The 11764-nt window shown below is 63.4% G+C and carries 12 protein-coding genes and 1 tRNA gene; 8 read left to right on the forward strand and 5 right to left on the reverse strand.

The annotated features are described in order from the left end of the window. Positions 1 to 73: 73 nt before the first annotated feature. The 3 genes from AACW18_RS06205 to AACW18_RS06215 form a co-directional block, all read right to left on the reverse strand. Positions 74 to 553 carry a CC0125/CC1285 family lipoprotein gene (locus AACW18_RS06205; RefSeq protein ID WP_218388115.1) on the reverse strand — a complete coding sequence of 160 codons (480 nt, stop codon included), beginning with the start codon at positions 551 to 553 and terminating at the stop codon, positions 74 to 76. A gap of 156 nt (positions 554 to 709) precedes the next feature. Then, positions 710 to 786 (reverse strand) — tRNA-Pro (locus tag AACW18_RS06210). 224 nt (positions 787 to 1010) lie between these two features. Beyond that, positions 1011 to 2354 (reverse strand): dihydroorotase, encoded by a 1344-nt coding sequence (locus tag AACW18_RS06215; protein WP_218388116.1) that lies wholly within the window; start codon positions 2352 to 2354, stop codon positions 1011 to 1013. A gap of 79 nt (positions 2355 to 2433) precedes the next feature. On the opposite strand from AACW18_RS06215, the gene AACW18_RS06220 reads away from it, so the two are divergent. Next, positions 2434 to 3309, forward strand: a complete 876-nt coding sequence (locus AACW18_RS06220; RefSeq protein WP_218328000.1) for a 6-carboxytetrahydropterin synthase — start codon at positions 2434 to 2436, stop codon at positions 3307 to 3309. A gap of 91 nt (positions 3310 to 3400) precedes the next feature. Here AACW18_RS06220 and AACW18_RS06225 read toward each other — a convergent pair whose 3' ends face one another. Both AACW18_RS06225 and AACW18_RS06230 read right to left on the reverse strand, forming a co-directional pair. After that, positions 3401 to 4033 carry a LysE family translocator gene (locus AACW18_RS06225; RefSeq protein ID WP_042653439.1) on the reverse strand — a complete coding sequence of 211 codons (633 nt, stop codon included), beginning with the start codon at positions 4031 to 4033 and terminating at the stop codon, positions 3401 to 3403. A gap of 177 nt (positions 4034 to 4210) precedes the next feature. Next, complete coding sequence (locus tag AACW18_RS06230) at positions 4211 to 6223, reverse strand: methyl-accepting chemotaxis protein (protein ID WP_042653440.1); 2013 nt, start codon at positions 6221 to 6223, stop codon at positions 4211 to 4213. A 262-nt stretch (positions 6224 to 6485) separates the two neighbouring features. Here AACW18_RS06230 and hinT point away from each other — a divergent pair, with 262 nt between their 5' ends. The 7 genes from hinT to AACW18_RS06265 all read left to right on the forward strand — a co-directional run bounded on the left by hinT (position 6486) and on the right by AACW18_RS06265 (position 11748). Further along, the gene (gene hinT / locus AACW18_RS06235; protein ID WP_218290374.1) at positions 6486 to 6836 is read left to right on the forward strand and encodes a purine nucleoside phosphoramidase; all 351 of its coding nucleotides are present in this window, start codon (positions 6486 to 6488) and stop codon (positions 6834 to 6836) included. Further along, a complete protein-coding gene (locus AACW18_RS06240; protein WP_218290441.1) occupies positions 6836 to 8257 on the forward strand; it encodes a COG3014 family protein in 1422 nt (473 codons plus the stop codon). Before hinT ends, AACW18_RS06240 begins: the two co-directional genes overlap by 1 nt. Before the next feature lie 79 nt (positions 8258 to 8336). Next, positions 8337 to 8738 (forward strand): YcfL family protein, encoded by a 402-nt coding sequence (locus AACW18_RS06245; RefSeq protein WP_218290375.1) that lies wholly within the window; start codon positions 8337 to 8339, stop codon positions 8736 to 8738. Then, positions 8738 to 9334: a penicillin-binding protein activator LpoB gene (gene lpoB, locus AACW18_RS06250; RefSeq protein ID WP_218388117.1), complete on the forward strand. Its 597-nt coding sequence runs from the start codon at positions 8738 to 8740 to the stop codon at positions 9332 to 9334. The genes AACW18_RS06245 and lpoB overlap by 1 nt, the downstream gene beginning before the upstream one ends. A gap of 43 nt (positions 9335 to 9377) precedes the next feature. Beyond that, on the forward strand, positions 9378 to 10250 hold the full coding sequence (locus AACW18_RS06255; protein WP_371317025.1) for a phosphotransferase: 873 nt from the start codon (positions 9378 to 9380) through the stop codon (positions 10248 to 10250). Positions 10251 to 10305: 55 nt separating this feature from the next. Then, positions 10306 to 11166, forward strand: a complete 861-nt coding sequence (locus AACW18_RS06260; RefSeq protein WP_218290376.1) for a DUF6279 family lipoprotein — start codon at positions 10306 to 10308, stop codon at positions 11164 to 11166. Between the two features lie 108 nt (positions 11167 to 11274). After that, positions 11275 to 11748, forward strand: a complete 474-nt coding sequence (locus AACW18_RS06265; RefSeq protein WP_218290377.1) for a hypothetical protein — start codon at positions 11275 to 11277, stop codon at positions 11746 to 11748. Positions 11749 to 11764 lie beyond the last annotated feature (16 nt).

Here is an 11764-nt window from a genome sequence, read left to right on the forward strand (position 1 = left end):
AATCCAGCGGCTTATGGCAGAACTTTATGTTGTTATTAGTTGTATGTGATATAGATCTTGCAATTAATCTATATTAATCACTGTTTATTTTTACATTTGCAATATAAATAGCTTCGAGACTCTGCTCGTTTACTGCGCGCTGGGTGAGGGAGAAGATCAACAGGGCCGAGGTGACATGCTGCACATGCATCTCGTCCATGAAGGTGTCGGGCTCATACTCGTCGAAGCCGAACCGGGGGCGGGCGGGGGTCACCCTGACCGCATCCCGTGAAACGCTCAGCTCATGCACCTGCACCCAGGCGTACCCCAGTGCCAGCGCCATCTCCCCCGCTCGTTTGAGCACGTACTTGCGCGCCGTCTCCCTGTCCACCAGCTCGTTGCCGACAAACTCCAGCTGCCAGCGATCCGTGCCGAGCTGGGTCTGGGAGAAGCCGGTGCGGCCGTTCCAGAAGGATTTTTCGCTGTCATAGGGGGTGGCACAGCCGCTCAGCAGGCCGATCAGCAGCAGGCCGCACAGGCGGGAACCGAGGGAGAGGGGGGCAATACGCGACATCTAGTTTGCAAGCCGGTTGGCGAAACACGGCATCACTACAGCACAAAGCACCGGGCGAGACAATCGCGGCGCGGCCACGCAGGGGAACACAAAAAGAGGCAGGGGAGCACAAAAAGAAAAGGCCTTGTCGTTAGACAAGGCCTTTCTCGGGGAATTTGGTCGGTGTGAGAGGATTCGAACCTCCGACCCTCTACACCCCATGCAGATGCGCTACCTGGCTGCGCTACACACCGACGGAGTCAGCTCGGCTGACGGGGAGGGAGTTTATGGAGATGCCCCGATCCTGTCAACAGGGGAAATCCACTCCTGAGTGCGTTCGTCTGCTTTACGAGCAACCTCGGATCAAAGTGTGACCAGTCGCTCGTTTTGTCGGCGCCAATCCGCCGTCCGGTATGAAAACGGCCGCCCGATGGGCGGCCGTCTGGCGCGAGTGACAGGCATCGCTCGCGAGCAAAGGTCAGCGGTTGAAGGTCAACCGCTTGCCCAGCACCTGATCGGTGACCTGACCGTTCTGCCAGGCGATTTGGCCGTTGACCAGGGTCATCTCGACGGTGCTCTGGAAACGGTAGCCGTTGAAGGGCGACCAGCCGCACAGGTAGAGCAGGTTGCTGTCGTTGACCACATAGGGCTTGCCGAGATCCAGCAGCACCAGGTCGGCGAAGTAGCCTTCGCGGATGTAGCCGCGATCCTGCACCTGGAAGCGCTCGGCCACCGCGTGGGAGGTCTTCTTGACGATGGTCTCCAACGAGAAGACGCCGTTGTGGTAGAGCTCCAGCAGCGCCTGCAGGGAGTGCTGCACCAGGGGCACGCCGGACGGCGCCTTGAAGTAGCTGTTCTGCTTCTCTTCCCAGGTGTGGGGGGCGTGGTCGGTGGCGATGATGTCGAGCACGTCGTTGCGCACCGCATCCAGCAGGGCGTGCTGGTCGGCGGCGCTCTTCACCGCCGGGTTGCACTTGATCTGGCTGCCCAGGGTGTCGTAGTCCGCCTCGTTGAAGAACAGATGATGAACGCACACCTCGGCGGTGATGTTCTTGTCCTTGAGATCCTTCAGATCCGGGGTGGCGGTGAAGAGCGACAGCTCCTTGGCCGTGGTCAGGTGCAGCACGTGCAGCTTGGCACCGTACTGCTTCGCCAGCCCCACCGCCATGCTGGAGGATTTGTAGCAGGCGTCGGCGCTGCGGATGCGGCCGTGCTCGCGCATCGGCACATCCTCGCCCCACTTGGCACGGGCCTCGTCTTCCAGCACCTTGATGGAGGGGGTGTCCTCGCAGTGGGTGACTATCATCACCGGGCTCTCGCGGAAGATGGCCGCCAGTGTCTCCTGGTTGTCCACCAGCATGTTGCCGGTGGAGGCTCCCATGAAGATCTTGATGCCGCAGGACTGCTTGGGATCCAGCTTCTTGATCTCTTCCAGGTTGTCGTTGGTGGCACCCAGGTAGAAGCTGTAGTTGGCGGCGGCGGAGTTGGCGGCTATCTGGTATTTGGCTTCGAGGGCGTCGAGGGTGGTGGTCTGGGGATTGACGTTGGGCATTTCCATGAAACTGGTGGTGCCACCGGCGACGGCGGCCCGGGATTCACTGGCGATGGTCCCCTTGTGGGTCAGGCCAGGTTCCCGGAAATGGACCTGATCATCGATCATCCCGGGGATGAGGTGACGGCCTGCGGCATCGATCACCACGGCATCGGGGGCGCTGATGTCCGGGGCGATGCGGGCGATCCGCTCACCCTCGATCAAGACGTCGGAAGCATAGATGCGGCCTTCGTTGACCAGGGTGGCATTCTTGATAAGCAATTTGTTCATGGGGGGTTCCAGTTCCTTTGCCGATAATCCGGGGTCATAATATCGCAAACTGCACTTTCTCTGTAGCAAGGCCTGAGTGATGAAGTTATTTGTTAGAGATTTGACTGTGATCGATTCCAGCTACCTGTGCGAGCGTCGCGGCATGGTGGGGGAGAGTTGGCTGGTGGACATCGAGATGAGCGGCGAGCTCAACGAGATGAGCATGCTGCTGGACTTTGGTCGGGTGAAGAAGCTGATCAAGTCGATCATCGATGAAGAGGTGGATCACAAGCTGCTGGTGCCGACCGAGAGCGCCCTGGTGCACATCCACCCCCTGGACGACGGCGAGTGCACCGTGGATCTGCTGCGCCCCCAGCGCTCCATCCACCTGCGTTGCCCGTCCCAGGCGTTCGCCTTCATCCCGGCGCCCCAGGTGGACAAGGAGTCGGTGACCCGCTATCTGCTGGCGGTACTGGCCAAGCGGCTGCCGGACAACATCAAGGATCTGGCGCTGACCCTGCGCCAGGAGCGGCTCGACGGCGCCTTCTATCACTACAGCCACGGGCTCAAGAAGCACGATGGCAACTGCCAGCGCATCGCCCACGGCCATCGCTCTCCCATCGAGATCCTGGTGGATGGCGAGCGGGATGGGGAGCTCGAGCTGAACTGGGCCGAGCGCTGGGCCGACATCTACCTCGGCACCGAGGAGGACAAGGTCCCCTTGAACGAACTGGCCTTAAGCGAGCTGGCGCAGGCCGAGCTGGGTGAGCATCACCTTGGCTTCAAGTACATGGCGCCCCAGGGTCTGTTCCAGCTCGCCATGCCGGCGGCTGAGGTGGAGATGATCGACACCGACACCACCATAGAGCTGCTGGCCCACCATATCGCCCGCGAGGTGAAGCAACAGGTGGGCGACAAGTTCGTGAAGATAGTGGCCTATGAGGGGGTCGGCAAGGGCGCCATCGCCTACGCCTGAACCCTGATGTGGCCCATTGGCCGCATCGAAGGTCCAATCAAAGAAGGCTCCTACGGGAGCCTTCTTGTTGTCTGGGGCCGGGCGGGGTTTGCTAGCTGCGGCCCTGGGCCAGCAGACGGACGGCGAGCAGCCCCAGCACCGTGGCCATCACGTAACGCTGCACCGCGAGCCAGAGGCGGTGGCGGGCGAACCAGAGCGCGAGGCGGGCGGCGGACAGGGCCACCATCAGGTTGACGACGGCGCTGATGAGCACCTGCACCGTGCCGAGTTGCAGGCTCTGGCTGAGCACGGATCCCGCGTCCGGCGCGATGAACTGGGGCAGCACCGACAGGTAAAAGATGGCCACCTTGGGGTTGAGCACGCTGGTGAGCAGCCCCATCAGGAACAGCCGGCCGGGGGACTGGGCCGCCAGCGCGGTCGGCTCGAACGGGGAGCGGGCTCCCGGCCGTATGCCCTGCCAGGCGAGCCACAGCAGGTAGAGGGCGCCGGCCACCTTGAGCAGCTCATAGCCCAGCGGGATCGTCATGAACAGGGCGGTCAGGCCGATGGCGGCGCACAGCATATGCACGCTGAAGCCCAGCACCACACCGCACCAGGACATGATGCCCGCCATCCGCCCCTGGCAGAGGGAGCGGGAGAGCAGATAGAGCATGTTGGGACCGGGGGTCAGGGCCATCAAGAGGGCGGCGCCGGCAAACAGCAGCAACTGGCTGAGGGAGATCATGGCGAGATCCTGGGCTCGGCCTGGCCGAGGGGGTCAAAAGAGGTCGATGGCCCATGCTGGCGCAGCGGTGCGCCCCTGTCCGTGATCGGGATCCGACTTTCGCGCCAGGCGCTTTGCGGCGTCACGAGAGAGGGGCCCGCAGGCCCCTCTCTTTGGTTACAGAACGCCCGGTAAAGCTCAGGCGCTGAGCCGGAAGCGCTGCACCAGCCCCTCCTGCTGTTCGGCCAAGCTGTCGAGTTGCTGGCTGGTCTCGGCCACCCGCTCTATGCCCCGATAGTTGAGATCCGAGATGTCCGAGATGCGGTTGAGGTTGGTGGCGATGTCGGCGCTGGTGGCCTGCTGCTGCTCGGCGGCGGAGGCGATCTGGCTCGACATGTCGCTGATCAGCACCACTATGCCCTGCACCTCCTCCATGGCGTTGTTGGCCTGGGAGCTCTGATCCACGCAGCTGTCCATCTCGCGGGAGCACTCCTGCATCACGTCGACCGCCCGGGCGACCCCCTGCTGCAGGTTCTCGATCATGGTCTGGATCTCACTGGTGGACTGGGCGGTGCGGCCGGCCAGGTTGCGCACCTCGTCCGCCACCACCGCGAAGCCGCGGCCCTGCTCACCGGCGCGGGCGGCCTCGATGGCGGCGTTGAGGGCCAGCAGGTTGGTCTGCTCGGCGATGCCGCGGATGACGTCGAGGATGTTGCCGATCTGGCCGCTCATGGCGCTCACATCGGCGATGACCGCACCGGTCTGCTGCAGCTTGCCCGCCAGCTGATGGGTGGTGGTGATGTTGCCGGCCATCACCTTGCGGCCCACCTCCGAGGCCTTCTCCACATCCTGCACCCGCTCCAGGGTCTGGTTGGCGGCCTGGGCCACCTCCCGCACCGAGGCTTCCATCTGGGTCATGGCGGCGGCGACCGAGGCGGTCTCCTGGCGCTGCTTCTCCAGATCGGCCCGCACCGATTCGGTGGTGTGGCGGTTGTCGTGGGCGGCGCTGTTGAGCTGGTTCGACGCCTGGGAGAGCTGACGGAGCACGTCCCCCATCTGCTGGATCAGCAGGTTGATCTGGCTGCCGAGCTGGCCGAACTCGTTCTGGCTCTTGAAGCCGACCCGCTGGGTCATGTCGCCCTGGGTCACCTCGGTCAGCACCCGCAGCAGCTCCTTGAGCGGGCGGCGAATGGCCTTGCCCAGGGTATAGGCCACCAGGATGGCGACGAAGATGGCGATGACTATGCTGATCCCCTGGGTCAGGGTGCTTCGGGTCTGCACCCGATCGGAGGCCTTGATGCTGGCGTTCATTAGCTGCTGGCTCTGGGCGGTGATCCCCTCCAGCTTGTTCTGGATGCTGACGATGAGCTGGCTCGCCTGCTTGCTCTGCTCACGCATGCTCTGTTGCTGCTTCATCAGCGCCAGGTACTGGGCGAGCACCCCTTCAGTGGCGGTGGTGTCGCGCACGAAGCCATGGACGTAGTGGCCCATGTTGTTGTCAAAATCCTTGAGCTCCCCCTGCAGATCCTTGATGGTGCTGTTGAAGCCCTCGATCTGCATCTTGTTGCGCTTGAGCGCCGCTTCGATGGGGGCGGGGATGCTCTGGTTGAGGGCATCCATGGTGGAGAGCTCGATGGCGGAGAGCTTGGTGGTCAGGGTCTCGGAGAGCATCTTGATGAAACTGTCGTCGACGGTGACCATCATGTCGCCGAGGTTCTTCTTGAACTGGGGCAGGCTGACCTGGAACTGGCCCTTGGCCTGGTTGACCTTGTGCAGCCGGGTGAGCAGCGCCTCGTGCTCGGTGGGCAGGGTCTGGGTCAGCCGCAGATAGTCATCGACCAGCTGGCCGAGGGCGGCCATCTCCCCCTGCAGCTCGGGGTGGCTGGCGACCTGCTGCTTGAGGGTCGCCAGCATCTTGTCGACCTGCTGCTTGGCCTGCTGCAGTTCGGCCACTTCCCCCTGCAGCAACTTGGTGTCCTGCTCGGTCAGCACGTCGGTGAGCCACTTGTTGGCGCTGAGCAGGCTGATCTGGGTCTGGCTGCTGGCGATCACCAGCGGCATGGATTGCTGCGTCACCTGATCCAGCGCCTGATTGAGCTCGCTCTGGCTACGAAACGTCAGCACCGAGGTGGCCACCATCACGGCGACCAGGATGGCAAAGCCTAAATAGACTCTCTGTAAGATCGAGAGGTCTGACATGGTTTGTTTCATTATTGTCCCGCTGTCTATGCAAAAGTCCCTTGCCTGAGTACCCCGTCCTTTTGGTACCCTGCACTCCACCCTGTGCGGGCGAGGCGTCGATGATACGGAGGACGTCCCCCTGACTATCGGTATTTTTAACAATAACTGAAGGGATTGGGACAACGGCTGTGCCAAATATCGGCTTGTGTCACACTTGGCGGACCACGGCGGCATTTTTGGGAGTCGCTTGAGGTTTGTGTTAAATTTTCTTTTTCATATAAAGGAGTTACCCATGGCGCAAGAAACCATTTTCAGCAAAATCATCCGCAAAGAGATCCCCGCCGACATCCTTTATCAAGACGATCTGGTGACCGCGTTTCGCGACATCCAGCCCAAGGCCAAGACCCATATCCTGATAGTGCCGAATGTGCTGATCCCCACCGTCAACGACGTGGAGCCGGATCATGAGCTGGCCCTCGGTCGCATGTTCACCGTCGCCCGCAAGCTGGCAGCCGATGCCGGCATCGCCGAAAACGGCTATCGCCTGATCATGAACTGCAACCGCCACGGCGGGCAGGAGGTCTACCACATCCACATGCACCTGGTCGGTGGTCAGCCGCTGGGCCCTCTGCTCAGCCTGTGATCCGTCCCGCCCCACTGACCGGCCTGCTGTTGGCCGGTCTGCTGCTGGGGGGCTGCGCCTCCCACTGGCAGGATCTCTTCGTCTCCTATTCAGATCAGATGGTGCCGCTGCGCAATCAGTTGCTGCTGGGTCATGCCGCCGAGGCCTTGCCCGAGGTTCGCGACTCCAGCCTGGGGGACGACAGCTATGTGCTGGATCGGCTGGAGCAGGGGCGTATCGCCTGGCTCGCCGGCCAGGATGCCGGCAGCAAGCAGGCCTTCGCCGCCGCCGATGGCCGCCTCGGCTGGGAGGACAACCAGGCCGAGTACCGGCTGAGCCGCGGCCTGGCCCAGGCGGGCAGCCTGCTCACCAACGATCAGACCATGACCTATCGGGTGCCCGACTACGAGCGCACCATGCTGCACCACTATCTGGCGCTGAACTACCTGCAACGGGGGGATGCCGACGGCGCCCTGGTGGAGGTGCGCCGCGCCAATCAGGTGCAGGAGCGGGCGCTCAAGGCGCGGGCCGCCGAGGTGCGGCAGGTCGAACGGCAGGGGCGGGAGGCGAGCACCGAGCAACAGATGCGCCAGCTGATGTCGCGCGGGGCCCCCGAGCTCGATCGTCTGATAGGCCAGGTGAAGAACGGCTTCCAGAACGCCTACACCTTCTACTTCTCCGGCGTCCTCTATGAGGCGGCCGGGGATCTCAACGATGCCTGGGTCGACTACCAGCGCGGCTACCAGATAGCGCCGGACAACCGGAGCCTGCAGGATGCCCTGCTGCGGCTGGCACGGCTGCGCGGCTCCACCGATGAGCTCAAGGAGACCGAGAAGAGCGTCGGTCGCAAGGCGCCGCCACTGCTCAAGGATCAGGGCCAGCTGGTGGTGCTGTTTGAAGATGGCCTGATCCCGGCGCGGCGGGAGCTGTTCCTGCCGCTGCCCATCGCCACCTCGGGCGGCGATTTTCGGACCTTTACCGTGGCGGTGCCCTATTACGATAATCGGGCCAGCGACGGCGGGCCGCTGCTGGTCTCGGTGGGCGGCCGCCAGGAGCAGACCAGCCCCCTGGTCCAGCTAGGGGCGCTGGCCGCCAAGGATCTGCAGGAGCGGTTGCCGGGCATGTTGACCCGGCAGGCGCTGCGGCTGCTGACCAAGGAGCAGCTGCGGCGCAGCGCCGCCAAGGAGGGGGGAGACGTGGGCAACATCATGGTCGGCATCTTCAACACCCTGTCGGAGCGGGCCGATACCCGCAGCTGGTTGACGCTGCCGGCCCAGGCCTCCAGCTGGCAGGGGATGCTGCCGGCCGGCGAGGTGCGGCTCCAGCTGGGGGCGGGCAGTGCCCGCCGCGAGTTGCCGCTCACCGTCCATGGCGGCCGCACCACCCTGGTGTGGGTGCAGCGGCTCGGTGCCGGCCTGACGACCCGGGTGCTGCCGCTCTAGCGGCCACACCCGATGTGATTTATGCCCCTTGCGGGGCAGCCACCGATGGCCACCTTTGGCGGTCGATAAGGAGAATACGATGAAAGCCCATGGTGCGGCCCTTGGCCTGATGCTGCTGTTGTCAGCCTGTACCACCAACACCGCCGGCGTGGCGCTCTATGCCCCGGCGGGGGGCGCGGCCCAGCTGGAGACCCACAACAGCGGGCTGGACGTTGCCCTGACCGAGCAGAGCCGCCGCGAGCAGAATGGCCTGCTGCAGGTCAACGTGATCCTGGCCAATAGCCGCTCGGGGGACAGCCATCTGCAATACCTGTTCTACTGGTATGATGGCAGCGGCCAGGAGCTGGCCAGCGATGGTCGCGGCTGGACCCCCATCAAGCTCCACGGTTACCAGAGCCGCACCCTGTCGGCCCTGGCGCCTAACCCGACCGCCCAGGGATACAGGGTCTATGTACGCGAAGTGATTGAGGAATCGAACTGATGAAAATGAACCATGCCCTGCTGATCCTGAGCGGTACCCTGCTGCTCGGCGGCTGCTCCAGCACCACCGTCAGCTATGGCGATCCGACCGAAACCGAGACGGTGACCGTGGATTACGGCTCGTCGGATCTGCAGGCCATCGCCGACAAGATGGCGGACTCCATGCTGAGCTCTCCCGCCACCGGCGAGATCACCGCGGCGGGCCGTCCCGTGCTGTTTATGGACAGCATCCGCAACAAGACCTCGGAGCACATCGACACCGAGGCCATCACCGACACCATGCGCACCAAGCTGCTGCGGGCCGGCAAGTTCCGCTTCGTCGACATGAGCAAGGTGGCCGCGGTCAAGCAGCAGCTCGAGTATCAGCAGAGCAGCGGCATGGTGGACTCCGCCTCCATGGTACGGCTCGGCAAGCAGACCGGCGCCCGCTACATGGTCTATGGCAACCTGGCCAGCATCGTCAAGGACAACGGCAAGCTGAAGGACGTCTACTACCAGATGACCATGAACCTGATGGATCTGCAGAACGGCGAGCTACTGTGGGCCGATCAGAAAGAGATCCGCAAGCAGGCGAAGACCTCCACTTTCGGTTGGTGATGTGAACAAGAAGCTTGGTGATGTGAACAAACAGCCCGGTAATCTGCACAAAGCTGTCGCTGCGGCGCGGGCCCAGTCCGGCGATCTGGCCGAGCTCGAACTGCTGAACCGCCTGCCGGCCCCCTGGCGCCAGGGGAAGCTCGAGCCCCTTGCCCTCGGCCTGACCAACTGCAACTACCGGCTGCGCCTCTCCTCGGGGCGCAGCTACTTTTTGCGGCTCGGTCACCCGGATCCGGTGCGGCTAGGTATCGATCGGGCCACCGAATGGCAGCTCTACCAGGGGGCGGTGGGGCAGGGGCTGGTCCTGGCGTGCCATCACAGCGATCCGGCTTCCGGCCTGATGCTGCTGGACTGGTGCGACGATCCAAATTGGGTCCAGGCGCCGCCCCCGCCGGCCGAACAGCCCCGCCTGCTGGCCGAGGTGCTGCGCCGCCTGCACCGGCTGCCGCTGCCCCGGGTGGTGATGGCGGTGCGGGCCCATAGCGCCGGTTATCGCGCCAGGCTGGCCCAGGTGCCGGCCTGGTTGCCGGCGCTGGAGCGGGGCCTGCTCGCCAGCCGCGAGCCGGACGATTGCTGGCTCCCTTGCCATCACGATCTCAATCCGGCTAACTTGTTGGGCAGCCGACCCTGGGTCATCGACTGGGAGTATGGCGCCGCCGGCCACCCGGGGTTCGAGCTCGCCAGCATAGTGCGCACCCACGGTTGGAGCGAAGAGCAGCAGAGTCAGTTGGAGAACTGCTATCTTGAAGACAGGGGAGGCACTCATAAGCTGCTCAATGGCAAGGGATTTCAGGCCGACGCCTTCCTGCCATGGGTTGACTACATCGCCCTGCTGTGGGGCCTGCTGATGGCGGAGCAACAAGCCGGCCCCGATTATCAGACCCTGATCGACAGCCACCGCCAACGTCTGGAGTGAGACTGACTCGAGTGCATCGAATGACGCTTATTTTTTCAACGAATTGGAGGCATGCATGGTGACCACATTCTCATGGCGTCAACCCCGTAGCTGGAGTCTGCTGCTGCTCTGTCTGCTGCTGACGGGCTGCGCGACCCGGGTGATCTACTACTGGCTCGACTCGGCCATCGTCTGGCAGCTGGACGACTATTTTTCCCTGGATCGCAGCCAGAAGAAGCTGCTCGACAGCGAGGTGAAGGGGCTGATGGCCTGGCATCGCCAACATGAGCTGCCCATCTACGCCAGGGATCTCGATGCCCTGGCCAAGGCGGTGGCGAGCCCCATGAGCCCGGTCCAGGTCGAGTATCATCTCGACAAGGTACAGGGCAGCCTGACCCGCACCCTGGAGAATGCCATCCCCCGCACAGTGCGCCTCGCTCGCACCCTGACCGACGCCCAGGTGGCCCACTTCATGACCGACAGGGTGAAGCGCCAGCAGGAGCGCCAGCATGACTTCGCCACCGAATCCAGGGAGGAGATGCTCAAGGGCTTCAGGGAGAAGATGAACGAGCGGCTGCGGTTCTGGATAGGCAGGGTCAAGCCGGCCCAGGAGCCGTTGATCGCCCAATGGGCCGAGTGGCAATACGAGATGATGGGGCCCTGGCTGGAGTTCCAGGGGGCCTGGAGCCTGGAGCTGGATCGGCTGATGAAGCAGCGCCAGAGCCCGGATTTTGGCAAGGAGCTGACTCGTCTGCTGCAACAGGGGGACGGCCTGATGGACGGGCGCTTCACCGGTTACACCGACCAGTCCCGCCAGCGCACCATCAAGTGGCTCAGCGATCTCAGCCAGTCGATGGATCTCTCCCAGCGTGCCCACCTCTACAGCCTGCTCAAGGACTATGCCGAGGACTTCGCGGCCATGACCAAAGGCGGTTGATGGCGCATCCCCTAGGCGACAAGGACGGCAGGCCGCGAGGCCTGCCGTCCTTGTTCTATCCGGGGGGCTGTGGTAGTTTGCCCCCTCTATTTTTCAGGAATTAACCGTTTGAGCCTGCTGGACAAAGTGAAACTGGCGACGATGACCCTGCTCATCGCGCTCACTCTGTTGCTCTCTACCGTCTCGGTGGAGGGGCTCAAGGTATCCGCTCATCGGTCCGCCGCCCAGCAGACCCAGATGATGACTAAGGCCGGCGCAGGAGATCAGTCCGAGCTGGTACAGGCCAGCCACGGCGCCAGCGACAGCGACGACGGTGTCGTCAAGTTTGTCGGCTCCCACCAGAATCATCTGCTGCGCCTCGAGCACTCCCTGCGCGGCGACAACCAGCCAAAGAGCGTCGTCTACGAGCTCGTCATGAGCTGGTCACAGCAGGCCATCCTGCTGCTGCTGTGCGGCCTGCTGCTCTACGCCGCCCTGCTCTACCCCAAACACAGCTTCCGCGATCGCTTTGCCACCATTCACCGGCATCGCTTGCAACGCCAGCATCTGCAATACCGTTTCTCCCAGAGTTATCTCGCCTGATCCCGATGGGGTCTGG

The organism is Aeromonas sp. sia0103 (assembly GCF_963895295.1).
Lineage (GTDB): Bacteria > Pseudomonadota > Gammaproteobacteria > Enterobacterales > Aeromonadaceae > Aeromonas > Aeromonas encheleia.